The sequence below is a fragment of the Actinomadura oligospora ATCC 43269 genome (assembly GCF_000518265.1).
GTDB classification, from domain to species: Bacteria; Actinomycetota; Actinomycetes; order Streptosporangiales; family Streptosporangiaceae; genus Spirillospora; species Spirillospora oligospora.
In genome coordinates, this window is the sequence record NZ_JADG01000007.1 from 391,031 (window position 1) to 415,621 (window position 24,591).

At 70.4% G+C, this 24,591-nt stretch carries 18 protein-coding genes and 1 tRNA gene; 13 read left to right on the forward strand and 6 right to left on the reverse strand.

Going from position 1 to position 24,591, the window contains the following annotated elements; translation table 11 throughout:
* Window positions 1–360 precede the first annotated feature (360 nt).
* From dnaN to P696_RS0111200, 8 genes are all read left to right on the forward strand, one after another.
* The gene (gene dnaN, locus P696_RS0111165) at window positions 361–1,491 is read left to right on the forward strand and encodes a DNA polymerase III subunit beta (RefSeq protein WP_026412406.1); all 1,131 of its coding nucleotides are present in this window, start codon (window positions 361–363) and stop codon (window positions 1,489–1,491) included.
* A gap of 143 nt (window positions 1,492–1,634) precedes the next feature.
* Window positions 1,635–2,555 (forward strand): phosphogluconate dehydrogenase (NAD(+)-dependent, decarboxylating), encoded by a 921-nt coding sequence (gnd, locus tag P696_RS0111170; protein WP_026412407.1) that lies wholly within the window; start codon window positions 1,635–1,637, stop codon window positions 2,553–2,555.
* A gap of 163 nt (window positions 2,556–2,718) precedes the next feature.
* Window positions 2,719–3,921: a DNA replication/repair protein RecF gene (gene recF / locus P696_RS44750; protein WP_084337227.1), complete on the forward strand. Its 1,203-nt coding sequence runs from the start codon at window positions 2,719–2,721 to the stop codon at window positions 3,919–3,921.
* Between the two features lie 61 nt (window positions 3,922–3,982).
* Entirely contained in the window at window positions 3,983–4,507 is a 525-nt protein-coding gene (locus P696_RS44755; RefSeq protein WP_157429623.1) for a DciA family protein, read from the forward strand.
* A 669-nt stretch (window positions 4,508–5,176) separates the two neighbouring features.
* Window positions 5,177–7,120 carry a DNA topoisomerase (ATP-hydrolyzing) subunit B gene (gene gyrB / locus P696_RS0111185; protein ID WP_084337229.1) on the forward strand — a complete coding sequence of 648 codons (1,944 nt, stop codon included), beginning with the start codon at window positions 5,177–5,179 and terminating at the stop codon, window positions 7,118–7,120.
* Window positions 7,121–7,157: 37 nt separating this feature from the next.
* Entirely contained in the window at window positions 7,158–9,683 is a 2,526-nt protein-coding gene (gene gyrA / locus P696_RS0111190; protein WP_026412409.1) for a DNA gyrase subunit A, read from the forward strand.
* Window positions 9,684–9,729: 46 nt separating this feature from the next.
* Window positions 9,730–10,635, forward strand: a complete 906-nt coding sequence (locus P696_RS58000; protein WP_245627605.1) for a DUF3566 domain-containing protein — start codon at window positions 9,730–9,732, stop codon at window positions 10,633–10,635.
* A 72-nt stretch (window positions 10,636–10,707) separates the two neighbouring features.
* Window positions 10,708–10,784 (forward strand) — tRNA-Ile (locus P696_RS0111200).
* A 555-nt stretch (window positions 10,785–11,339) separates the two neighbouring features.
* Here P696_RS0111200 and P696_RS52280 read toward each other — a convergent pair.
* Window positions 11,340–12,470 (reverse strand): serine hydrolase domain-containing protein, encoded by a 1,131-nt coding sequence (locus P696_RS52280; RefSeq protein WP_157429624.1) that lies wholly within the window; start codon window positions 12,468–12,470, stop codon window positions 11,340–11,342.
* 426 nt (window positions 12,471–12,896) lie between these two features.
* Between P696_RS52280 and P696_RS54220 the strand changes: the two genes are divergently transcribed.
* Both P696_RS54220 and P696_RS44765 read left to right on the forward strand, forming a co-directional pair.
* A complete protein-coding gene (locus tag P696_RS54220; protein WP_157429625.1) occupies window positions 12,897–13,811 on the forward strand; it encodes a leucine-rich repeat domain-containing protein in 915 nt (304 codons plus the stop codon).
* Window positions 13,808–15,742 carry a hypothetical protein gene (locus P696_RS44765; protein WP_051467311.1) on the forward strand — a complete coding sequence of 645 codons (1,935 nt, stop codon included), beginning with the start codon at window positions 13,808–13,810 and terminating at the stop codon, window positions 15,740–15,742. The genes P696_RS54220 and P696_RS44765 overlap by 4 nt, the downstream gene beginning before the upstream one ends.
* Here the strand turns inward: P696_RS44765 and P696_RS44770 are convergent.
* From P696_RS44770 to P696_RS0111235, 4 genes are all read right to left on the reverse strand, one after another.
* Window positions 15,739–17,685, reverse strand: coding sequence for an ATP-binding protein (locus P696_RS44770; protein WP_051467313.1), 1,947 nt, complete (start codon window positions 17,683–17,685; stop codon window positions 15,739–15,741). The genes P696_RS44765 and P696_RS44770 overlap by 4 nt on opposite strands.
* Window positions 17,682–19,181 (reverse strand): DUF2201 family putative metallopeptidase, encoded by a 1,500-nt coding sequence (locus tag P696_RS0111225; protein WP_026412412.1) that lies wholly within the window; start codon window positions 19,179–19,181, stop codon window positions 17,682–17,684. The genes P696_RS44770 and P696_RS0111225 overlap by 4 nt, the downstream gene beginning before the upstream one ends.
* 156 nt (window positions 19,182–19,337) lie before the next feature.
* Window positions 19,338–19,772: a hypothetical protein gene (locus tag P696_RS0111230; protein WP_034484137.1), complete on the reverse strand. Its 435-nt coding sequence runs from the start codon at window positions 19,770–19,772 to the stop codon at window positions 19,338–19,340.
* 40 nt (window positions 19,773–19,812) lie between these two features.
* Entirely contained in the window at window positions 19,813–21,279 is a 1,467-nt protein-coding gene (locus P696_RS0111235) for an MFS transporter (RefSeq protein WP_026412414.1), read from the reverse strand.
* 154 nt (window positions 21,280–21,433) lie between these two features.
* Between P696_RS0111235 and P696_RS0111240 the strand changes: the two genes are divergently transcribed.
* The 3 genes from P696_RS0111240 (at window position 21,434) to P696_RS0111250 (ending at window position 24,231) form a co-directional block, all read left to right on the forward strand.
* Window positions 21,434–22,240: a TetR/AcrR family transcriptional regulator gene (locus P696_RS0111240; RefSeq protein WP_084337233.1), complete on the forward strand. Its 807-nt coding sequence runs from the start codon at window positions 21,434–21,436 to the stop codon at window positions 22,238–22,240.
* Between the two features lie 145 nt (window positions 22,241–22,385).
* The gene (locus tag P696_RS0111245) at window positions 22,386–22,805 is read left to right on the forward strand and encodes a YciI family protein (RefSeq protein ID WP_026412416.1); all 420 of its coding nucleotides are present in this window, start codon (window positions 22,386–22,388) and stop codon (window positions 22,803–22,805) included.
* A 97-nt stretch (window positions 22,806–22,902) separates the two neighbouring features.
* A complete protein-coding gene (locus tag P696_RS0111250) occupies window positions 22,903–24,231 on the forward strand; it encodes an RNA polymerase sigma factor (RefSeq protein WP_051467379.1) in 1,329 nt (442 codons plus the stop codon).
* A gap of 31 nt (window positions 24,232–24,262) precedes the next feature.
* Here P696_RS0111250 and P696_RS0111255 read toward each other — a convergent pair whose 3' ends face one another.
* On the reverse strand, window positions 24,263–24,580 hold the full coding sequence (locus tag P696_RS0111255) for a DUF6191 domain-containing protein (protein ID WP_026412418.1): 318 nt from the start codon (window positions 24,578–24,580) through the stop codon (window positions 24,263–24,265).
* Window positions 24,581–24,591: the final 11 nt, after the last annotated feature.

Genomic DNA, 24,591 nt, shown 5'->3' on the forward strand with positions numbered 1-24,591 from the left:
CACCCGCCGGAGGGGCGTCGCGCCGCGTCGGCGCCGGGAGGGCGGGGACAACCTGCGGACAACTCGTGGACAACCGGGGGATGACATGAGGACGACGTGTGGGGATCTTTTCGTCGTCCCCAGGCGGCGTCGCGTCGTCCACGTCCCCTGCACAGGGCCGGTGGACGAAGATTCAGGGTCTCACCTGGGAAAACGCGGGTTGTCCACACTATCCACCGCCCCTATGACTAGTACTTCCTCTTATCTCTACTCAAGAAAAGATCCATCTCAACTCAGGGCCTGGGGAAATCCCGCGAGCCCGGCCCGGACCGAGATCTGTCCAGCGCACCGTTGCCCGAAACCTGCAGGAGGCGGGTCCCCTTGAAGTTCCGCATCGACAGAGACGCCCTGGCCGACGCCGTGGCCTGGACGGCGCGCACCCTCCCGGTGCGCCCCCCGGTGCCCGTCCTCGCCGGGATGCACATCGAGGCGAGCGACCGGCTGAAGCTGTCGGCGTTCGACTACGAGGTGTCCGCCCAGGTGTCCACCGACATCGACACCGAGGAGCCGGGGACCGCGCTCGTCTCCGGCCGTCTGCTCGCCGAGATCTGCCGCAGTCTTCCTCCCCACCCTGTGGAGGTGACGACCGACGGCGCGAAGGTGATGCTCCGCTGCGGCTCGGCGAAGTTCACACTCCTCACCATGCCTGTGGAGGACTACCCGACGCTCCCGGCGATGCCGCCCGCGGCCGGCTCGGTCGGCTCGGACGAGTTCGCCGCCGCGGTGTCCCAGGTGGCGATCGCGGCCGGACGCGACGACACGATCCCGATGCTGACCGGCGTCCGGGTCGAGATCGAGGGCGAGACCGTGACCCTCGCGTCCACCGACCGGTACCGGCTGGCCGTCCGGGAGCTGCACTGGAAGCCGGAGCGCCCGGACTTCTCCGCCGTGGCCCTGGTGCCCGCCAAGACGCTCGCCGACACTGCCAAGTCCCTGACCGCCGGGGCCGAGGTCTCGATCGCCCTGGGCGGCGCCGAGGGTGGCGCGGGCGAGGGCATGATCGGGTTCGAGGGCGGCGGCCGCCGCACCACCTCCCGGCTGCTGGACGGTGACTTCGTCAAGTACCGCTCGCTGCTGCCGAGCGAGTACGCGGGCCTGGCCGAGATCGCGACCGCTCCGTTCATCGAGGCGGTCAAGCGCGTGTCGCTGGTCGCCGAACGGAACACGCCCGTCCGGCTGTCGTTCCGCCAGGGCGAGGTCGTCCTCGAGGCCGGCACCGGCGACGAGGCGCAGGCCGTGGAGGCCCTGGAGGCCACGCTGGAGGGCGAGGACATCGACATCGCCTTCAACCACGGCTTCCTGCTGGACGGCCTGTCGGCGATCGGTTCGGACATCGCGCGGCTGTCGTTCACGACGCCGACCAAGCCGGCCGTCCTGACGGGCAAGCCGCCGCAGGACGGGGAGAACCCCAACTACCGGTACCTGATCATGCCTGTGCGACTCTCTGGGTAAGCGCCACGTCCGGGGGCAGAACAGGGGACCTCGGGACGATCCGGGGCCATCTGGGGCCGCCAGGAGCCATCCTGGGGCCCACCAAGGGGACCATCCCGCCGCCGCGTGACGCGCGCGGCGGCGCCAGGCAGGGGAGTGAAGCAATGGAGCTCGGAATCATCGGTCTCGGCAAGATGGGCGGCAACATGGCCGAACGTCTGCGCCGCGGCGGCCACACCGTGGTCGGCTACGACCGTGACCCGAAGGTCAGCGACGTCGCGTCGGTCGAGGAGCTGATCGAGCGGCTGCCCGCGCCGCGCGCGGTGTGGGTGATGGTGCCGGCCGGCGGGCCGACCCACGAGACCATCCACAAGCTGGGGGAGGTGCTGTCGCCCGGCGACATCGTCGTCGACGGCGGCAACTCGCACTATGTGGACGACCAGAAGCACGGCGCCGAGCTCGCCGAAAAGGGCATCGGTTTCGTGGACTGCGGCGTGTCCGGCGGGGTGTGGGGGCTCCAGAACGGCTACGCGCTGATGGTCGGCGGGTCCGACGAGGACGTCAAGCGCATGATGCCGATCTTCGAGACGCTGAAGCCGGAGGGCGAGTTCGGCTTCGTCCACTCGGGCCGGATCGGCGCGGGCCACTTCGTGAAGATGGTCCACAACGGCATCGAGTACGCGATGATGCAGGCGTTCGGCGAGGGCTACGAGCTGATCGAGGCCTCCGACGTCGTCACCGACGTCCCCGGCACCTTCCGGTCCTGGCAGGAGGGCACGGTCATCCGGTCCTGGCTGCTGGACCTGATGAACCGCGCGCTCGCGGAGGACCCGGAGATGGACGACATCCGCGGTTACGCCAACGACTCCGGCGAGGGCCGCTGGACCGTCCAGGCCGCCGTCGACCACGCCGTCCCGCTGCCGGCGATCACCGCGTCCCTGTTCGCGCGGTTCGCCTCCCGCCAGGACGACTCCCCCGCCATGAAGATCGTCGCCGCCCTCCGCAACCAGTTCGGCGGCCACGCCGTCGAGTCCGCCAAGGGCGCCGACTCACCCGGCGCGGACGTCGTCCCGCCCAAGCTCTGACTGCTGCCCCCGGCCGACCGAGCCCCGGCATCCCCGCCCTGGGGACGCCGGGGCTCGGCCGTTCGGAGGAGTTGTCCACAGCCTGTGCGAGCGGGACGGCGGACACACGTGTTGGGCCGGAGGCGTGCCGGACGCCTGGTGCGAGGGCCTACCCTCGTGTCTCGTGCATGTCGCCCATCTCTCGCTCCAGGACTTCCGCTCGTACGCGACGGCCGAAGTGCCGCTGACGCGCGGCGTCACGGCGTTCGTGGGGCCGAACGGGCAGGGCAAGACGAACCTGGTCGAGGCGATCGGGTACGTCGCGACGCACGGCAGCCACCGCGCCGCCACGGACGCACCGCTCGTCCGGCAGGGCGCGCCGCGCGCCATCGTGCGCGCGGGGGTGGTGAAGGACGACCGCAAGGCCCTGATCGAGCTGGAGGTCAATCCGGGCAAGGCCAACCGCGCCCGGTTGAACCGCTCCCCCGTCCCCAGGCCGCGCGAGATCCTGGGGATGCTCCGGACCGTCCTGTTCGCGCCCGAAGACCTGGCGCTGGTGAAGGGCGATCCGGGTGAGCGACGCCGCTACATGGACGAGCTGCTGACGGCGCGCGCGCCGCGTTTCGCGGGTGTCCGCTCCGACTACGAGCGCGTTCTCAAGCAGCGCAACGCCCTGCTGAAGTCGGCGGCTGCGCACCGCCGCTCCCCCGGCCCCGAGGTTCTGGCCACGCTGGACGTCTGGGACACGCATCTCGCGCGCACGGGGGCGGAGCTTCTCGCCGCCCGTGTCGAACTCGTCGCGGCGCTGCGTCCGCTCGTCGCGCGCGCGTATGCCGAACTCGCCCCCCACAGCGGCGCGGCCGATCTGACGTACCGCAGCTCGCTGGGCGAGGGCGTCGAGTTGTCCACAGACCGTGCACAAGTCGCCGAGCAACTGCTGGGCGGTGTGGCGGAGGCGCGCAAGCAGGAGCTGGAACGCGGCGTCAGCCTGGTGGGCCCGCACCGCGACGAACTCGTCCTGCGCCTTGGGGACCTTCCGGCGCGCGGCTACGCGTCCCATGGCGAGTCGTGGTCGTTCGCCCTCGCCCTGCGCCTCGCCGCCTTCGAGCTCCTGCGCGCGGACGGGGACGACCCCGTCCTCATCCTGGACGACGTCTTCGCCGAGCTGGACGCGGGCCGCCGCAGCCGCCTGGCCGAGATGGTCGCGCCTGCCGAGCAGGTCCTGATCACCGCCGCCGTACCCGCGGACGTTCCGGCCGAACTCACCGGAACCACCTTCAACGTCGCGGACGGCGCCGTCATCGCCGGCTCGCCCTCGCCCAAGGGGACGGGTGCGGACGCCGCAGCCGGTGAGGCGGGGGACGACGAGGAAGTGACGGCGGGTTGATCTCCGCGCGACGCGTCCGGTTCCAGAAGGGGGAGGAACGGTGAACAAGGATCCACGGGATGTGGATAACCCCTCTGGATCGGTGGATTCCGGGGCTTCCGCCGCTTCCGAAGCCCCGGCCAAGTCGGGGATCGAGCTCGCGCGCGAGGCGCTGGCCCAGGCTCGTGCGGACGCGTTGAAGCGCGGCACCCTCCCGGGCCAGGGACGCAAGCGGAAGGCCCCGCCCGGAACCGGACGCGTTCGCGAGCCGGGGCGCGGTGGCGACCCCAAGCCGTTCGGCAACGCGATCCGCGACCTGCTCGCGACGCGGGGCTGGGAGCAGCGCGCCGCGGTCGGCGGCGTGTTCGGCAACTGGGCGGGCCTGGTGGGCCCTGAACTCGCCGAGCACACCCGTCCCGAGAAGTTCGACGAGGGCGAGCTCACCGTCGTCGCGGACTCCACCACCTGGGCGACCCAGCTCCGCCTGCTGTCGTCCACGCTGGTCCGCCGCCTGAACGAACAGCTCGGCCACGGCACCGTCAAGCGTGTCAAGGTCGTCGGCCCCTCGTCCGGCCCCCGCCGGACCGGCGCCTGGCGCGTCCGCTAGGGCGTTCTCAAAGCCACCTGCCTTACTGCGCGCCGCTCGCCACGGGCGCCGACTTTGAGACACGCCCTAGCCCTGCCGGGCCGTCCTCTCCCGACGCACAGGTCTGCCCGTTTGGACACGCGTGCGCGCCCACGCGTGTCCAAGAAGCGTGCCCGGAGCGGCCGTCGGACGGGGCGTCGCAGGGTTGCTCGTGCGCGTGTGTTCTGGGCGACACAGGGGTTGGCGGAGAGTTATCCACAGTTTGGGGCCCGAGTGTGAAAGGCGGGTTCGGAGCGGCAGGCTGGTGGGACGGCGTTTTCCGGTCCTGGACGGGTGTGGGAGCGCAGGTCAGAGGCCTGGAGGGGAGTGTCAGAGGTGAATGGGAACATGCGTTCGGAGCGATCCGGTGCGGCGCGGCGCGAGCGTGCCGTAGGGCGGAGAACACCCCTGGATCCATGGGGGGATGCATCTCCGGGCCCGTTCGAGCGGCACACGCGCGCACAGCGGCCTTCAGTGCCTCTTTCCGGGTTCTGAGCGGGTAGGATGGTGAAGGTTCAGGATGTTGCGCCGCCGTGGGTCGCCCAGGCTCTGTCCGACACCGACGAGGAGTAGTGGGCGTCCCTTACGTGTGTTACGGGGCACACCGCGTCAATCGCGGGACGGCGAGCGTCCCCGGCAGGAGGATCTCCTTTGGCGTACGACGCTAGTTCGATCACTGTCCTTGAGGGTCTTGAGGCGGTGCGCAAGCGCCCTGGCATGTACATCGGGTCGACCGGGGAACGCGGCCTGCACCACCTGGTCTACGAGATCGTCGACAACTCGGTCGACGAGGCGCTGGCCGGATACGCCGACACGATCACGGTCACGCTGCTGGCCGACAACGGCGTCCGCGTCACCGACAACGGCCGGGGCATCCCGGTCGGTCTACACCCGGTGGAGAAGAAGCCGGCGGTCGAGCTGGTGCTGACCACGCTGCACGCGGGCGGCAAGTTCGACGGCAAGTCCTACGCGGTATCCGGCGGCCTGCACGGCGTCGGCTCCGCGGTGGTGAACGCGCTGTCCACCCGCCTGGACGCCGAGATCCGCACCGACGGCCACTTCTGGCGGCAGTCCTACAACTGGAAGGGCGCGCTCGGCCCGCTGGAGAAGGGCGAGCCGACCGACGAGACCGGCACCACGATCACCTTCTGGGCCGACCCGGACGTCTTCGAGACCACCGAGTGGTCGTTCGAGACGCTGTCGCGCCGCATGCAGGAGATGGCGTTCCTGAACCGGGGCCTGTCGATCAGCCTGCGGGACGAGCGTCCCGACCACATCGACGAAGAGGGCGTTCCGCGCGAGGTCACCTTCTACTACGAGGGCGGCATCGAGGACTTCGTTCGCTACATCAACGCGAAGAAGGAACAGGTCCACGACTCGGTCATCTACTTCAGCGACGACACCGAGGGCATGTCGGTGGAGATCGCGATGCAGTGGAACGCGTCGTACGCCGAGTCCGTGCACACCTTCGCAAACACGATCAACACGGCCGAGGGCGGCACCCACGAGGAGGGCTTCCGCGCCGCGCTGACCACGATCGTCAACCGGTACGCGCGCGACAAGGGCCTGCTCCGCGACAAGGACGACAACCTCACCGGTGAGGACGTCCGCGAGGGTCTCACCGCGATCATCTCGATCAAGCTCGCCGACCCGCAGTTCGAGGGCCAGACCAAGACCAAGCTCGGCAACACCGAGGCCAAGTCCTTCGTCCAGAAGGCGTGCAACGAGCACCTGCGCGACTGGTTCGAGGAGAACCCGGGCGAGGCCAAGGAGATCATCAACAAGGCCACGCAGGCGGCGCGCGCCCGCGTCGCGGCCCGCCAGGCGCGCGACCTGACCCGGCGCAAGAGCCTGCTGGAGTCGACCTCGCTGCCCGGCAAGCTGTCGGACTGCCAGTCCACCGACCCGGCGATGTCCGAGGTCTACATCGTCGAGGGCGACAGCGCCGGCGGCTCGGCCAAGGGCGGCCGCAACCCGATGTACCAGGCCATCCTGCCGATCCGCGGCAAGATCCTGAACGTCGAGAAGGCGCGGATCGACAAGATCCTCAAGAACAACGAGGTCCAGGCGATCATCACCGCCCTCGGCACCGGGGTGCACGACGAGTTCGACATCACCAAGCTGCGCTACCACAAGATCATCCTGATGTCGGACGCCGACGTGGACGGCCACCACATCAACACGCTGCTGCTGACCCTGCTGTTCCGGTTCATGCGACCGCTGATCGAGGCCGGCCACGTCTACCTGGCCAAGCCACCGCTGTACAAGATCAAGTGGGACGCCCGCGGCAGCGACGCCGACTACGCCTACTCCGACCCCGAGCGCGACCAGGTCATCGAGCAGGGCATCGCGGCCGGCAAGCGCGACCCGCGCCCGCGCGACCAGGTCCAGCGGTTCAAGGGCCTCGGTGAGATGAACGCCGACGAGCTCTGGGACACCACGATGGACCCGGACCGCCGCGTCCTGATGCAGATCCAGCTGGACGACGCCGCGCAGGCGGACGAGCTGTTCAGCGTCCTGATGGGCGAGGAGGTCGAGCCGCGCCGCGAGTTCATCCAGCGCAACGCCAAGGACGTCCGCTTCCTGGACATCTGAGTCCGCCGGAAACCACTAGAGCAGAGGTTTGACGCAAGTGACTGAAACGACCACCGATGGCGGGGGCACCGGCGGGAGCGGCGGCGGGCGGATCGAGCCGGTCGACATCCAGCAGCGGATGCAGACCAGCTACCTCGACTACGCGATGTCGGTCATCGTGGCTCGCGCGCTTCCCGAGGTCCGCGACGGCCTGAAGCCCGTGCACCGCCGCGTCCTGTACGCGATGTACGACGGCGGCTACCGTCCCGACCGCGGGTACTTCAAGTGCGCGCGCGTCGTCGGCGACGTCATGGGCAACTACCACCCGCACGGCGACTCGGCGATCTACGACGCGCTCGTCCGCCTGGCCCAGCCGTGGGCGATGCGCTACCCGCTGGTCGACGGCAACGGCAACTTCGGCTCGCGCGGCAACGACCCGGCCGCGGCCATGCGGTACACCGAGTGCCGCATGGCGCCGCTGGCGATGGAGCTGCTGCGCGACATCGACAAGGAGACCGTCGACTTCACGCCGAACTACGACGGTCGTTCGGCCGAGCCGACCGTCATGCCGTCCCGGTACCCGAACCTGCTGGTCAACGGGTCGGCGGGCATCGCGGTCGGGATGGCGACCAACATCCCGCCGCACAACCTGCGCGAGGTCGCCGAGGGCGTCCAGTGGTACCTGGAGAACTACGGCGTCGCCGACGACGAGCTGCTCGAGGCCCTGATCGAGCGCGTCAAGGGCCCGGACTTCCCGACCGCCGGCCTGATCGTCGGCCGCAAGGGCATCGAGGAGGCGTACCGGACCGGCCGCGGCTCGATCACCATGCGCGCGGTGGTCGAGGTCGAGGAGATCCAGAACCGCGCCTGCCTGGTCGTCACCGAGCTGCCCTACCAGGTCAACCCGGACAACCTCGCCCTCAAGATCGCCGAGCTGGTGAAGGACGGCAAGCTCGAGGGCATCGCCGACGTGCGGGACGAGACGTCCGGCCGCACCGGCCAGCGCCTGGTGATCGTCCTCAAGCGGGACGCGGTCGCCAAGGTCGTCCTGAACAACCTGTACAAGCACACGCAGCTGCAGGAGACCTTCGGCGCGAACATGCTCGCGCTGGTGGACGGCGTGCCGCGCACGCTGCGCATCGACCAGTTCATCCGGCACTGGGTCGAGCACCAGATCGAAGTGATCGTCCGCCGCACCCGGTACCTGCTGCGCAAGGCCGAGGAGCGCGCCCACATCCTGCGCGCGCTGCTGAAGGCGCTCGACCGCATCGAAGAGGTCATCGCGCTGATCCGCCGGTCGCCGTCCGCGCAGGAGGCGCAGCGGGGCCTCATCGCGCTGCTGGAGATCGACGAGATCCAGGCCCAGGCCATCCTGGACATGCAGCTGCGCAAGCTGGCCGCCCTGGAGCGCCAGGCCATCATCGACGAGTACGACAAGCTGATGGCCGAGATCTCCGACTACAACGAGATCCTGGCCTCGCCCGAGCGGCAGCGCAGCATCGTCGGCGAGGAGCTCGCGCCGATCGTGGAGAAGTACGGCGACGAGCGCCGCACCGAGATCATCCCCTTCGACGGCGACGTGTCCTACGAGGACCTCATCGCCGAGGAGGACGTGGTCGTCACGATCACCCGCGGCGGCTACGCCAAGCGCACCCGCACCGACCACTACCGGGCGCAGCGGCGCGGCGGCAAGGGCGTGCGCGGCGCGCAGCTCAAGCAGGACGACATCGTCGACCAGTTCTTCGTCACCACCACGCACCACTGGATCCTGTTCTTCACCAACAAGGGCCGGGTGTACCGCGCGAAGGCCTACGAGCTGCCGGACGCCGGGCGCGACTCGCGCGGCCAGCACGTCGCGAACCTGCTCGCCTTCCAGCCGGACGAGCACATCGCCCAGGTCATGGACCTGCGCGACTACGACGTCGCCCCGTACCTGGTGCTCGCCACCAGCAAGGGCAAGGTGAAGAAGACCGCGCTGCGCGACTTCGACTCGCCGCGCACGGGCGGCATCATCGCCATCAACCTGGGCGACGACGACGAGGTGATCGCGGCCCGGCTGGTGTCCCCGGACGACGACCTGCTGATGGTGTCCACCAACGCGCAGTCGATCCGGTTCTCGGCCGACGACGACTCGCTGCGCCCGATGGGCCGGGCGACCTCCGGCGTGATCGGCATGCGGTTCGAGGAGGACCACCACCTGCTGAACATGCTGGTTGCGTCCGATCCGTCCCAGGATGTCCTGGTGGCGACCGAAGGTGGCTATGCGAAGCGCACCCCGATCGACCAATATCCCCGTCAGGGACGTGGGGGTAAGGGAGTCCTCACCGCTAAGATCGTGGAATCTCGCGGCAGGTTGGTAGGGGCGTTGATGGTCGGCCCGGACGACGAGGTCTTCGCGATGACCGCCTCCGGAGGTGTCATCCGGACGACCGCGGCGGAGATCAAGCAGTCCGGTCGGCAGACCATGGGGGTCCGGCTGATGAACCTCGCGAACGGCGACGGCGTCGTCGCGATCGCGAGGAACGTAGAGTCCATGGAGGACACCGGCGAGGACGACACGGCCGAGGGAGGCGAGGGCGAGTGACCCTCCCGCCAGCCGACGCGTTCGCGCCGCCAGGCCAGGAGGTCACGTGAGCAGCGAGCCCGGTAAGGACAAGCCCGTGGGGGACAGCGGGTCGGCGTCCGGCAGGTCGTCGGAGCGCGGGAAGGCGGTACCCGCCACGTCCAAGCCCGGCCGCGACGAGGCGACGGTGGAGATCACCCCGTCCGTCGACGAGACCAAGCACGACCTGCCCAAGATCGAGGACCGGTCGTCCTCGGCCTCGTCGAAGAGCGTGACGTCCGCCGCGGCCAAGAGCGCCTCGCCGAAGCCCGCCGCCAAGGCCCCCGGCCGTCCGGTGGCGGGCGGCCCGTCCAAGCCCGCCTGGGACGAGCCCGCCGAGCCCGCCGACTCGGTCTCGGCCGACCGCACCGACAAGCGCTTCACCCGCGCGGAGTCCCCGTCGGCGGCGGCCGCGGCCGCCCCGGCGCCGGGCGGCGGAGGCTTCGCCGGCACCGTCCTGAAGGACCGTCCGGCCACGCCCCCGCCGGCCCGCCCCGCGCCGTCCCCGGTGGGAGGCCCGTCCGGCCCGGCCACGCGTCCGGCGGCGTCCGCCAAGACGGCCCGCAAGGCCCAGCTCCGGCTCGCCAGGCTGGAGCCCTGGTCGGTGATGAAGTTCAGCTTCGTGATGTCGCTGGTCTGCTTCGTCGTCCTGCTGGTCGCCGTCGTCGTCCTGTGGATGATCCTGTCCGGCCTCGGCGTCTTCGACGCCATCGCCAACACCGTCCAGGACCTCACCTCCAAGCAGGGCGAGGACAGCGGCGGCGTCGACGCCGGCAGCTGGTTCTCCTTCCCCCGCGTCCTCGGCTACACCGTCCTGGTCGGAGCCCTGAACGTCATGCTGATCACGGCCCTCTCCACGGTCGGCTCGGTGATCTACAACCTGGCCGCCGACCTGGTCGGAGGCGTCGAGGTCACCCTCAAGGAGGCCGAGTGAATACCGATTACCGTCCACCCTCCGGCATGCGGTAATCTCACATGCGTCGCCGCAAGACGGCGACGCAGCTGAGGGCGTATAGCTCAGTCGGTTAGAGCGCATCCCTGATAAGGATGAGGCCCCAGGTTCAAGTCCTGGTACGCCCACCAGTCGAAACCCGTCGGATCATCGGCGGGGTTTCGCATTGAGTGGGGGAATAGTGGAGATCATTTCCCCAATGTCACCCGGCCCTCGCGATTTCGACCACTGAGCCCTTCGGGCGCGCGGCCGCCTGGTGCTCGCGCAGCAGCCGGTCCAGCAGCGGGACGGCCGACCCGGACTGATCGCCGCCCGCGCGCTCAGCGACTCCCTCCAGCGCCGCTGGAGCCTGGTCAGGATGGCCTGGCGCATGTCCTCGGACACGTGCGAGTACCGCCCATCGTGTGCCCGAGGCGCTCGAACTGCGCGATCTCCGGAATGTGGTCCTCCAGCATCCACGGCTTGTGGCTGTGCCGCAGATCGTGAAGCCGGATGCGCTGAAGGTTCGCGTCCTCAGTGATCCGCTCGAAGGCCGCTCGAAGGCACCGGAAGCCCGCTCGAAGGCCCGCGCGAGGTTGTGCGGCTTGATCGGACGCCCCGTGCCAGAGTCGGCCACAGGCTCTCGACCGTCCAGCCGCACATGGTGATCATGATCTGATCGCGTGGGCCATGCGCGGCTGGGGTGATCACTTCGCGGGGCAGAACAGCGATCTGAGGGTGTTGGTGATGCGGGACGGCACGGTGCCGCGCTCAGCGTTGTCCATGGCCAGGGTCAGGGACACGGCGAACTGCAGGCGGCCGTCGGATGAGGTGAGGGTCGCGGCGGTGAAGCCAGGGGCGCTGCCTCCGCCCCCGGCGGCGAACTCGGGGTTGCCGGAGCACGGGCCGCCCGCGGGCGGTGACGGCTGGCCGGGCGGCGGATCGGTGATCACTCTGGTCAGGGACGCCGGTAGCAGCCTGCCCTGGCGGAAGGCGCGCTGGAAGACGCTCATCTCGCGCGCGGTGGAGATCACGCCTCCGGCGCCGAGCATGGTGGTGGCGTTGATCTTGTCGACATCGCGTACCGCACCCGTCTCGTCCAGGGCGTAGCCGTGCCCGTGCGGGCCCTTGATGCCCTCGGTCGCCTTCGTGGGCAGGTAGGTGTGGCGCATGCCGAGCGGGGCGAAGAGCCTCCGGTTGAGTTCGGCCGCCAGTGACCGTCCGGACAGTTTCTCGATGATCATGCCGAGGAGGATGTAGTTGGTGTTGGAGTAGTTGAAGGTCCCGATCTCCCCGGGCCGGGTGTGCTTGCGCGAGGCCGCCAGCAGGTCGGCCGGGCGGTAGTCACGCGTGGGGTCGGAGGTGTCCGGGCCGATGTAGTCGGGGATGCCCGAGGTCAGCTGGATCAGGTTGCGTACCGTGATCTCGTCGGCCCGCTCCACCAGGTCCTTTTCCGCGACCTCCGGCAGGATCTCGCTGAGTTTGTCGTCCAGGCTCAGCTTGCCTTCCTTGACCAGTTGCAGCACCACGGCGGCGGTCATGGTCTTGGTCTGAGAGCCGATCCGGTAGCGGGCGGTGGACGGGATCGCGCCACCCTTGCCGTCGAGCAGGCGGGACCCGGCCGATCCCTTCCCGACCCGCTTGCCGTCCACGTACACCTCGCCGATGGCGCCCACCACGTGGCCCGACTTCACCAGGTCTTCCATCGCCTTCTGCACGTCCCCGACCTTGACGGGGACGGCAGCCGTTGAGGCGGTGCCGGGCGGGGCCGCGCTCAAGACCAGCGCGGCGCACGCCAGTGCCGCTACGCCGGTGAACGTCGCTCGACGTCGAATCACGAAGTCTCCCTCTTCAGGTCCGAATGCTCGGCTGTCGAGCCACAAGTTCTAACGAGGGAGGTGTTTCCTCGGCGTAACCAGCGCAGGGCCAGGCCAGAGCGCAGGCGCCAGCTGTGCTTCACCTGGGCCTTGCCGAATTTGGCCGTTTGAGATCAAGGGCGACGGCGTCGCTCGCGCCGGTTGGCGCGGCCCGCCGCCGGGGCGGCCCGCCGCCAGCGCGGCCGGAGCGTGCGGCGTGGGCGCCGGGTGCAGGACTGTGGCTGCGGGCCGTGCGTGAAGAGGGGTGTTCTGACCAGGGGATATTTGTCTCGGGTTGGTGCTGGTGCCATTCATGGTCAGTGGGAGTCGACTGTGAGGGCATTTTTCTCTGGGTTGATTTCTGGGGATTGCAGCAGTTTGTCGGTGGGGGTGTCTAGTGTGCCGGGGGTGGAAATTGAGGCGGTTGAGCGGAGGCTGCGGGAGGATCCCGGTGATCTGGCCTCGTGGGATGTGTACGGGGAGTGGCTGCGGGAGCGGGGGGACGCGCGCGGGGAGGTGATCCTGCTCGAGCGGCGGCGGGCTCGGGTCAGTCCTCGGCGGCGGGGGCCATTGGATCAGGAGCTCGCGGCGCTGGAGAAGCGGCACCGGAGCGGCTGGGACGCGGGGTTGCCCGAAGGGGCGACCGTGGTCGAGCGGCGGTTCGGGTTCGCGGCGCGGGTCTCGATCGAGTGGTCCGATGACGCGCCTGTGGCGATCGAGCAGGTGTTGCGGTCGCCGTTCGTGACGGCCCTGCGGATCCGGTCGCCGGAGGGCCGGGAGGACTACTGGGACGAGGACGAGGGGCGCGACGAGGACGGTGAGCCCCTTCCGGCCACGTTCGTGGAGACGGGCGGGCTGGCGACGCTGAACACCGCGCGTCTCGCCGAACTCGACCTGTCGTACCTGCGCATCGGCGCGCTCGGCGCGCGGACGCTCGCCGTGTCGAGCCTGGTCCGGGGGGACGTTCCCGGCGGGCGGCTCGAGGTGCTCGACCTGCGGTATTGCGAGATCGGGAACTCGGGATTGAGGGCGCTCGGCGAGTCCTCGGCGTTCAACGGCGTCCGTCGGCTGCACCTTCAGCGGAACTCCGTCACGGCGGACGGCATCGCCGGACTCCATCGCTTCGAGAGGCTCACCGAGCTCGACCTTCGTTACAACCAGATCGGCGCGGAGGGGGTGCGGACGCTGCTCGAGGCGCCGTTCGCCGGCTCGCTCCGGCGGCTGCTGCTGCACCGCGCCGACGTCGGATCCGACGGCGCGAAGCTGCTCGCGCACGCCCCCCAGCTCCCACCCGCGCTACGCGTCATCTGGAGGTGCCCATGAGCATCGAGTTGCGTGACCGGTTCTTCGCCCTGTCGGCGGGGACCGCCCTTGAGGAGGAGGCCGTCCGGTACCGGGCGGAGGTCGACGCGACCGTCGGCGAGGCCACGGCGACGATCGACGGGCTCGCGGTGTCCTGGTACCCGACGTCCCGGTTCAAGGCGGTGCGGTACGTCGAGGCCGAACTGCTCGACGAGGAGGTGCGCGAGCTCTTCGCCCGCCCGATCGAGGACGCGCAGTACCTCGCCGCGGTCTTCGTCGATCCGCACGAGCTGTCGTTCCGGACGTTCGAGAACATCCTTCCGCTCGACCGGCTGTTCATGGACGTCCCGCTGGAGTTCGAGCTGGACGGTCCGAAGGAGTTCGCCGAGGGCGCGTTCTCGTTCTCGATGCGCCTCCCGGACGCCACCCGCGCCTGCTTGGAGGGGCTCGACTCGCTGGGGCTGTACGTGCCGCCGCTGAACTCCGGGTCCCGGGGCGGGGAGCGGTTCATCTTCCATTCGGCGTTGCTCGCCGAGGCCCTCGCGCCCGCGGTGGCCAAGGCGATGCCCGAGGCGTCCATGGACGGGTTCTCGCACGTCAACCCGGTGTTCCGGTGCAATCGCTTCGAGCCCGGCGACGCCAACTTCCACCGCCACCGCGACACCCCGTACCGGGACCTCTCGCGGAAGCACGTGTCGCGGTACACGGTCCTGCTGTACCTCAGCGGCGGGTCGGGAGCCGGTCAGCCCGTCCTCGATCTCGACGGAGGCGGTGCGCTCACCGAGATTCCGGCGCTGACCTGCGTCATCTTCGACCAGCGGTACGAGCACGAGGGCGCGCCCTACCGGGACGGACGCAAGATCTTCCTGCGCACCGAGCTGGTGTTCGCCGAGGCCGGGCTCACGGACGACCCGGAGATCGGCGCGCTGTTCAGCAAGGCGACCTACCTGACCGGCGAGAGCGTCTTCGCCCCCGAGCTCGCTCGGCACGCCGACGCCTACTACAACCAGGTCGCCGCCGCGCACTGGAACGGTCTCGCGCCGAGCGACGCGGGCAGCGAGCCGTTCCTGCACAAGCGGTTCCGTGGCGTGGAGTTCGTCGCGAACGGCTACGACTTCTGGTTCGCCAAGGGCGACGACCTCACGGCCGCCGAGTGCGCCGCGATCACCCTGCTCGACTACTTCAACTGCAAGGTCGGCGACACCGCGTTCCGCGACCTGTGCGAGTCGGAGCCGATCGAGGCCGAGGACGCCGGGTGGGTTCCGGGGTTCCTGGCCGAGCGGCGCAGCGAGTCGGCCGTCCTGCCGTTCGACAAGTCCCTGCTGTTCCCCGAGCCGGAGGAGGCGGACGACCAGCGCGAGCCCTGCTGCTCGTTCCACACGGGCGGTGTGTCGAACTACGAGATGACGCGCATGGAGGACTGCACGACCCACTACGTCCAGGCTCAGGGCAAGGCGAAGGCGAAGGTCATGCCCGCGCCGATCCTGCTGCTCGGCGAGGAGGTCGTCCTCGCGCCCGACCGGTTCGTCGTCGAGGGCAACCTCATCCACGTCCTCGGTGAGAAGGCGATGGAGCCGGTGAACTTCGCGGCCTGCCAAGGTCCCGGAATCGAGGGGAAGGACTTCGTCGCCACCGAGACCGTCGTCGGGACGCTCGACTTCCTCGTCCCCCCGATCCTGTTCGCCGAGACCGCCGACCACTTCCACCTGCGGTTCGACTTCTTCCGCAACTCCTGGACGGTCGAGCACGAGCAGTCCTCGGTCGACATTCCGATGATCAAGGACCTCGAGGAGGACGACCTCTACTGGGACGAGGACGAGGAGTGGGATGAGGACGACGAGTGGGACGAGGAGGAAGAGGACGACGAGGGCGAGGACGAGGGCGACGAGGCTGAAGACGACGAGGATGATGGCAAGAAGGACGAGAAGCCGCAGGTGACGCCCGTCCTCTAGCCCTGGTCGGCGGTGGCGAGCTCGGCCATCCGGCCGAGGGCCGACACCCAGAACCGCTGCCGTTCCGGCGTCTGCCCGACGAGGTAGGTGGCCCGCAGCTTCGGAGGAAGGTACCGGAGCAGGCGGGCCACCGCGTCGAGGTTCCGTTCCAGCTGGGACACCTCGGCGTTGGAGAACACCTGGTGCACCAGGTCGGTGTCGTCGGTGCCCTCGGCGGAGGTCTCGGCCGCGGCGGACAGCCGGGCCTCCCAGCCGGGCAGGTCGCCCGCGAGCTCGGCGAGCCCGGTCTTGCGCATCCCGGCGAGACGGGCCTCCAGCGCGGTCAGCGGCACCGGCGCGAACTCGCCCTCGCCGAGGTAGATCAGGCCGGACTGGAGCGGCAGGTCCACGCGGTGCAGCTTGATCAGCCGCTCGAGGGTGCGCTTGGTGACCCAGTCGCGGCCCTCGTCGTCGATGTCGTTCTTCCACCACTCCAGGACGGTCTCGGCCGTCTCGCCGTACGTCGAGATCAGCCACTCGTTGGCCGGGATGTCGTCCGGATGCACCTCGTAGCTGATCGTGAAGCGGGTGGCCTGCGCGACGTTGTTGCTGCTCACCTGCATCTTGCGGCCCAGGTGGTACGGCGGGTTCTGCAGCGCGACCTGGGCGCGCAGGTTGGGGATGGGACGCCCGGCGAGCGTCCACTCCTGCGTGACCTCCATCAGCTTGGCGAACGTCGCCTTGTCCTTCGGGCGGTTGTACTCGTCCCAGACCAGGACCTTGGGGGCCGGGTCGAGCAGCGACCGGGTGAGGATCGCGTCGAGCGAGCCCTCCGGGGACGGCACGGGGACGCACAGGTCCTCGACGTTGGTGACGGGCAACGAGAAGTAGACCGGCGGACGGCCCGTCTCCTCCCGGGCGATCTGCTTGGTGATCTCGGTCTTGCCGCACCCGGGCGGGCCCTGCAGCAGGACGGCCCAGCGGTTCTGCATCGCGGCGCGCAGGATGCGGCGGACCGGGTCGGACACGGTCGCCGGGTTGCCCGCCCCGACCGCCTTCGCGATGCCGTCGAGCAGCTCGGAGGTGTGGTCGCGGCCGGGCTTGCCGCCCTTCTTCCGGTCGACCAGGGCGAGGCGGCTGCCGTTCAGCAGCGGCAGCCCCCAGGCCAGCGGGAACCCGGCGCGGGCGCAGTCGAGGACGTGCTGCAGGGTGCGCGGCGAGAACAGGTGACGCAGGTGCGGGCTGAGCGAGGCCCACTGGCGGAACACCTCGTGCAGGTCCCAGTCGGGGTAGCGCTCGGCGAGCGCGCGCCGCCAGGCGGTGTCGTTCGCGGTGAGCCGGAGCGTGACCATCCGGTCGAGGATCGCCAGGTCGGAGCGGCGCGCGCTGGTCTCGGCCGTCGACTCGTTGTCGGTGAGGAAGACCCCGACGCAGCCCAGTTCGCGCAGGTCGTACTCGCCGAGGCTCCAGTCGCAGGCGATCTGCATGAGCTGCGACTGGACGGTGCTGCCCGCCTGCAGCGAGTCGTCGATGAGCAGGACGAACGGACGTCCCGGGACCAGTTGCCGCATGACGAGCTGGCGCAGCGCGAGCTCTCCGCTGCGCTCGTCGCGGACCGGCGCGTTGACCAGCAGGTCGTCCGGCGTGAGGTTGGCCGCGGGGATGACGACCAGTTCGGTGCCGGGGTACCGCGCCGGGATGTAGGAGACGAACGTGGAGGTCTTCCCGATGCCGTGCTCGCCGAAGATCTGCCCGGTCTGCCCGGTCTCGATCACCGCGTCGATGAACTTCTCGAGCTTGGCGGTGGGGCCGTTCTCCGGCGGGTCCGGGAAGGTGGCGGTGGGACGCCACTGGCGCTCGTCCCGGTCGTTCCGGTCGTCGCGCTCGCTCCGGTCGGTCCGGTCGGTTCGCGGGGGACGGCTCTGCGTCGGCGCGGTGGGCACGGGTGTGTTCTCCTCCGTCATCGTCCGGACGTGACCCGGTGGCAGGCCATGGGGGGATGGTGGCGTTCGGGCCAGTCGTCGCCGCCGTCGGTGATCAGCCAGATCCACCGGTCGGGCTCCCTGGGGGTGACGGGCGGCGCGTAGCCGTCGGTCACCATGATGATCGCGTCGGGCTCGACGTCGAGGGGTTTCCCCCCGACCTCCAGCCGGCCCTCGGCGTAGTCGACGACGTTCTGGAAGTTGGTGCCGCCCCCGCCGAACACCCGCTCACCTGCGACGAAGGGCATCACGACCCCGTCGAAGCTGAGCCAGTGGGCCTCGACCCCGTCGGTCTGCCCGACGAGCGTGGTCAGCCACTCGACGACCGCGTCGGGCATCGAGCCGGACGTGTCGAACGCGACCAGCACGACCTTCGTCCGCTCCGGGCCGCGCCGGGTCAGCATCGGATCGTGGCCGAGGGCCAGCATGATCGCGCCGTGCTTCTTCGGGTAGATGAGGCGCTCGCTCTCCTGGAGCTTGGAGGCGAGGACGTCGACCAGCCAGCGCTGCCACCAGTCGACGCGGCGGGTGACCGGCGTGGTGCCGCGCAGTTTGTCCAGGCCGAGGCTGCCCCACATCCGCTCGATCCGGTCGCCGCCGTCGGTGGAGCGGTCGGCCAGGTCGAGGACCTCGCGGCGGGCGGCCTGGTCGCCGCGCAGCGCGGCCTGGACGACCTCGCGCAGCACCGCCTCGCCGACCTGCTCGACGGTCTCGTCGTCGAGCGGGATCGTCGGCCGGGCCTTGCCGGTGTCGCCGTCGTCGCCGTCCTCGCCGTCCTCGCCGTTCCCGTCGTGTTCCGAGTCGCCGTGGACGCAGAAGACGAGCTTCGGCGGTTCGAGCGTCCTCATGCGGCGCAGCTCGCTGTACACCGTGAGGTCGGTGTAGCAGAAGTCGTCGTAGGACACGGGCGTGAGGCCCTGCTCGCGCAGGTCGTCCCTGTACTGCTCGTAGACCTCGCGGGGGTCGACGCCGACCGGTTCGGGCGGGCCGCCGTCCTTGCCTGGGACGGTGGGCAGGGCGGAGCGTCGGAGGCGGAGCAGCGCGACGTGGTTGATGGCGACCTCGGCGGCCAGCGTGAACCTCGGATCGCCGCGCAGGACCTCGTCCACGTACAGATGCCGGTGCATGAGGTGCCGCGCCTCGTGGAACAGGACGAACTTGACGCCCTCGTGGTCGAGTTCGAGGAAGAAGTGCGGGTTGTAGAGCAGGGCGCAGGTGCCGTCGCCGGTGGCGATCACGGCCGCCGTGGGGACCGCGGTGGTCGGGATGTGGCGGTGGCACTTGGAGTACAGCCACGACGCGATGGTGCTCTGGCCGATGCCGAAGTCGAGCAGCGCGGCCTCCTTGAGCTGCCGCGCCTTCTCCACGACGTCCGGATCGGCCGGTTCCTCCGCCATGAGGCGGCGCAGATCCGACAGCCGGTCGTCGGCGCGCCCCTTGATCGGGGCGAGCTTCCTGGTCGACTCGCCGTCCGCCATGCGGTGTCCCAACGTGACTCGTCCTGTACTGACGGCATGTCACGTTAGCGGCCCGATCCGACAAACCCGCACGGCCGGGTCATGGGACCCGGGCTCGTCCAGGGATGCCGAAGGCCCTGCGGCCAGGGGGCTGCAGGGCCTTCGGGACGTGGGACGTCAGGCGGCGTCGAGTGCGACCTCGATCTTGTGGGCCATCGCGGTGCGGGCGGGGCCGCCGCCGCGGCGGCGGGACTCCAGGGCCGCCTGGACGGCGGTCCGGATGGTGAGGCGGAAGTTCTCGACCTCGTCCGGGGCCTTCTCGCGGAGGACGGCCATCGAGCGGGTGAGCGCGGGAAGGACCTGGTCGGCGAGGTCGGCGGTGCTCCTGCCGCCGAGGTGCAGGCCCTTCGGCTTGGCGGAGAGGACGTGTCCGACGAGGCCGGTCGCGGACGAGAGGGCCTTGCCGGCGGCGATGCCCGCCTTGGTCGAGGAGACGGCGCCGGGGTCGGCCGAGGCCATCAGCCCGGTTACGCCGTGGGCGGCGGTCATCAGGGTGAGCCGCTCGTCCGCGGTCAGGACGCTCGCGGTGGCGGTGGTGTGCGTGGTGGTCATTTCGGGTCTCCGTTCTCGTTGACGTGCGGATGGTCAGTGGTCAGTGGTCGGCGCGGGCCTGCTTGGGGAGGAGGAACGCGGCGACGAAGCTGGCCGCGAGCAGGGCGACGACGGTCCAGAGGGTGGCGTCCATCGCGTGCCGGAAGGCGGGGCCGGACGCGGTGAGGTGCTCGCCCAGGCGGTCGAAGAAGACGGTGCCGAGGACGGCGGCGCCGAGAGCGCTGCCGAGCTGCTGGACGGCGGTGAGCGTGCCGCCCGCGGCGCCGGTCTCGTGCGGCTCGACACCGGCGAGGACGATGTCGAAGAAGGGCGCCATGAGCAGGCCCATGCCGAGTCCGGTGACGATCAGGGCGGGGGCGAGCTGCCACGGGCTGACGCCGAACCCGGCGAGGTGCAGGGTGAGGACGATGCCCGCCACACCGGCCGCCATGACGATCGCTCCGGCGTGGATGACGTGGCGGCCGAAGCGGGCGACGGCCTGGGCGGCGCCGAACCCGGCGATCATGCCGAGCGACCAGGGGATCTGCGCGAGGCCCGCCTTGAGGGGCGAGTAGCCGAGGCCGAGCTGGGTGTAGAGGGCGAAGACCAGGGCGAATCCTGTCATCCCGGAGAAGAACACCAGGCCGACGATGAGGCCGCCGCTGAAGCCGCGCTTGCGGAACAGGCTGGGCGTGACGAGCGGGTCGCCGCCCGAGCGCCGCACGCGCAGCTCGTACCAGACGAACAGGGCGAACACCGCGGCGGAGGCGGCCATCATCGCGAACGTCCAGGCGGGCCAGCCCTGCTCGCGGCCCTGCACCAGCGGGTAGACGATCAGCCCGGCGCCGAGGGCGGCGAGCAGCGCGCCGACCAGGTCGAGGCGGCTGGCGTGCGAGGCGCGGGCCTCGGGGAGGAAGCGCAGTCCGGCGGCGACGGCGGCGAGGCCGAGCGGCAGGTTGATCAGGAAGATCATGCGCCAGCCCGTCCCGAACGGGTCGGCGTCGATGAGCCAGCCCGCGAGCACCGGGCCGCCGACCGAGGACAGGCCCATGATCGGTCCGAACAGGCCGAACGCGGCGCCCATCTCCTTGGGCGGGAACATCTCCTTGATCAGTCCGAGGCCCTGCGGCAGCATCAGCGCGCCGAACAGGCCCTGGAGCACCCGCGATCCGACGAGCATTTCGGGGGAGACCGCGAGGCCGCACAGCAGCGAGCCGATCGTGAAGCCCGCCGCGCCGACGAGGAACATCCGCTTGCGTCCGTAGAGGTCGCCGAGCCGTCCGCCGGTGATCAGGCCGACGCCGAGGGCGAGGGTGTATCCGGCGGAGAGCCACTGCAGGGTGCCCGCCGAGCCGCCGAGGTCGGCGCGGATGGTGGGGGCGGCGATCGTGGTGATCAGCGCGTCCAGCATGTCCAGGATCTCGCCCGCGAGGATCACCAGCAGGGCGACCCAGCGCCAGCGGTAGAGCGTCTCGGGGACGGCGGCGACGGGCTCCGCGCCTGTGGTCTCTGTGGTCGTGGTGCTCATGGCGGCCTCTCGTGAGCTGGGGCGAACGCCGTTCGTTGGCTGACGAACACCGTTCTATGCTCCGATCGACGTTCGTGTCAAGTACGCCATTCGCTGTCTAGTACGATGTTCGTGGACGGTCGGCGGTGATCGTCCCGGACGAGGGAGAGCGCGGATGGCGACTCAGGAGGACTCCGGACGCAGGCCCCGGGCGCGGGCGGCGGCGAGCACGGGCGGGGACGCCCCGGCCGCGTCCCTTCCGGTGCCCGCGTGGCGCAAGCAGCGCAAGGGCGCGCCGGTCGGCCCGGCGAAGCAGCCGCTCAGCCAGGACCTCATCGTCGAGACGGCGATCCGGATCCTGGACGCCGAGGGCCTCGACGGCCTCAGCATGCGCCGCGTCGCGCAGGAGCTCGACACCGGTCCGGCCTCGCTCTACGCACACGTCTCCAACAAGGAGGAGCTGCTCGCCATCATGTTCGACCGGATCTGCGGGGAGATCGAGCTCCCCGAGCCGGATCCGGCGCGCTGGCGCGAGCAGGTCAAGCAGGTCTCGTACGGGATCCACCAGGTGATGTCCGCCCACGCCGACATCGCGAGCGTGGCGCTCGGAGACATCCCGACCGGGGTGAACGCGCTGCTCGTCAACGAGTGGCTGCTGACCGCCCTGCTGGGCGCGGGGATCCCGACGCACGCCGCGGTCTGGGGCGTCGAGCGCCTGTACCTCTACATCAACGCGGACGCGTACGAGGGATCGCTGCACATGACCCGGCGGCGGGCGACCGGCCTGTCGGAGCGGGAGTACATGGAGCGGTTCATCGGGCAGGTGCGGGAGTTCTTCCAGTCCCTCCCGGTGGACCGGTTCCCGTCCACGGTCGAGCACCTCGGGCCGATGCTGGCGATCGAGAGCACGGACGGCGAGGACCGGTTCGAGTTCGGTCTCGAGATGATCCTGCGCGGGCTGGAGTCCTACCAGGAGCGGTGACCTGCGGTTTCGGGCCTTCGCGGGCGTCGGTGGAAGTTCTTGGAGAAAACTTCGCGGACGTGTCGATCCGGCCGTTCACCCGTTCGACCTATGGGTGAAGGGCCGGAACGCAGGCCCGGGAAACGGACAGACGAGGGAGACAGCCGTGAAGTACATGATGATCATGCGCGCCACCGACGAGGGCTACGCCTCGATGGCGGACGCCGACTTCGGCAAGATGCTGGAGATCGTCGGCCGGTACAACGAGGAGCTGATCAGGGCGGGCGTGCTGGTCGCCGCCGAGGGACTGGCGGACGCCGACGAGGGCGTCGTCGTCGACCACTCGGCCGAGCCGCCGATCGTGACCGACGGCCCGTACGGCGAGACCAAGGAGCTGTTCGGCGGCTTCTACATCCTCAACGTGGCGTCCAAGGAGGAGGCCGTCGAGTGGGCCAGGCGGTCGCCGCTGACCGGTCCGGGCTTCAAGACCGAGATCCGCCGCGTCACGACGATCGACGAGTTCCCGCAGGACAACGAGTGGGTCCGCAAGGAGCGGGCGTGGCGCGAGTCCACGGGACAGCTCTGAGATGACCGGTTCCGACGAGCGTCCCCCGTCCGGCCGTGACGGTGATGCCGCTGGCGATTGGGCGGCCGGGCTCGCTTCGGGGCACATCGCGGCCGCCATGGCGGGGGACGCCCTGGCGGCCTGGGGCGAGCGTGCCGCTGGGGCGTCGGGGAGCGGGCGGGAGGCAGTGGCGGCGGTCTGGCGGATCGAGTCCGCGCGGATCGTCGGCGCGCTCGCCCGCTACACCGGGGATTTCGCGCTCGCCGAGGACCTCGCCCAGGAGGCGCTGGCGGAGGCGCTGGTCACCTGGCCGCGCGACGGTGTGCCGCGCAGTCCGGCCGGGTGGTTGCTGACGGTCGGACGGCGGCGCGCGATCGACGCGTTCCGCCGCCGTTCCGCCCTGGACGACCGGTACGCCTCCCTGGCCCGCGAGCTGGGTGAGGGAGGCGCCGTGTCGGGGGCCGCGCCCGCCGATCCCGTCCGGGACGCCGACGCGGTGCTGTGGGATCCGGACCAGATCGACGACGACGTCCTGGCGCTGATGTTCGTGGCGTGCCATCCCGTCCTGTCGCGGGAGGCGCGGGTGGCGCTGACGCTGCGCGTCGTCGGCGGTCTGACCAGCGACGAGATCGCGCGGGCGGTGCTCGCGCCGACCGCGACCGTCCAGGCGCGGATCACCCGGGCGAAGAGGACCCTCGCGGCGGCGGGGGTGCCGTTCGCGCAGCCCGCGGCGGACGAGCGGGCCGCGCGGCTCGGCTCGGTGCTGAGCGTGATCTACGTGATCTTCACCGAGGGGTCGTCGGCGAGCTCGGGCGACGAGGTGATCCGGTTCGACCTGGCCGCGGAGGCGCTGCGGCTCGCGCGGGTGCTGAGCCGCCTGGTTCCGGACGAGCCGGAAGTGCACGGCCTGCTGGCCCTGCTCGAGCTGACCGCCGCCCGGTTCCCCGCCCGGACCGGCCCGGACGGTGGTCCGGTGCTGCTCGAGCATCAGGACCGTGGCCGCTGGGACCAGGGCGCGATCCGTCGCGGACGCGCCGCGCTCGCGGTGGCCGAGCGGCTCGGGCGCGGTTTCGGCGCGTACGGACTGCAGGCGGCGATCGCCGAGTGCCACGCGGTCGCGCCGTCCGTCGGGGAGACGGACTGGGAGCGGATCGTCCAGATCTACCAGGCGCTCGGCGGGCTCGCGCCGTCCCCGGTCGTCGAGCTGAACCGGGCCGTCGCGGTCTCGATGGCGCGCGGCCCGGCCGCCGCCCTCCCGATCGTGGACGACCTGGTCAGGGCCGGGACGCTGGGGAACTCGCACCTGCTGCCGAGCGTCCGGGGCGAGCTGCTCACCCGCCTCGGACGCGCCGACGAGGCCCGTGTCGACCTGGAGCACGCGGTGAAACTGTGCGCGAACGACCGGGACCGCGCGCTTCTGGAGAGCAAGCTCGACGCTCTCGGCTGACCGGGACGCTCTCGGCCGACCGGGATTCCGGTCAGCCCTTTTCCGGTGGGAGCCGGACGACGGCGGTCCCGGTGTCGAGGTTGATGCGTGTCCGGGGTGGAGCGCCGTCGGTCTCGTCGTCCCGCATCATGAGCGACGAGGCCTTCTGATCCTGCTGGTGGCGGTGCGTGCCGTGGAAGAACGCGCCGAGTTCGCCGACCGCGACCGCCGAGATGGGACGTCCGGTGTCGTCCTTCCGCCAGGGCAGGCGGAAGCGGCGATTCGCCCACCAGCCGAGGTGGTCGAGGACGGCGAACGTGATCAGCCCGAGCACGAACGCGGGGACCGACATGAAGGCGACGAGTGCCACGCCTGATCAAC

Coding starts and splice junctions, on each gene's coding strand:
- P696_RS44770 (WP_051467313.1), bottom strand. CDS start 17,685: ATGACGGAGGAGAACACACCCGTGCCCACCGCGCCGACGCAGAGCCGT.
- P696_RS0111235 (WP_026412414.1), bottom strand. CDS start 21,279: ATGAGCACCACGACCACAGAGACCACAGGCGCGGAGCCCGTCGCCGCC.
- gnd (WP_026412407.1), top strand. CDS start 1,635: ATGGAGCTCGGAATCATCGGTCTCGGCAAGATGGGCGGCAACATGGCC.
- P696_RS0111240 (WP_084337233.1), top strand. CDS start 21,434: ATGGCGACTCAGGAGGACTCCGGACGCAGGCCCCGGGCGCGGGCGGCG.
- P696_RS0111250 (WP_051467379.1), top strand. CDS start 22,903: ATGGCGGGGGACGCCCTGGCGGCCTGGGGCGAGCGTGCCGCTGGGGCG.
- P696_RS0111230 (WP_034484137.1), bottom strand. CDS start 19,772: ATGACCACCACGCACACCACCGCCACCGCGAGCGTCCTGACCGCGGAC.
- P696_RS0111225 (WP_026412412.1), bottom strand. CDS start 19,181: ATGGCGGACGGCGAGTCGACCAGGAAGCTCGCCCCGATCAAGGGGCGC.
- P696_RS44765 (WP_051467311.1), top strand. CDS start 13,808: ATGAGCATCGAGTTGCGTGACCGGTTCTTCGCCCTGTCGGCGGGGACC.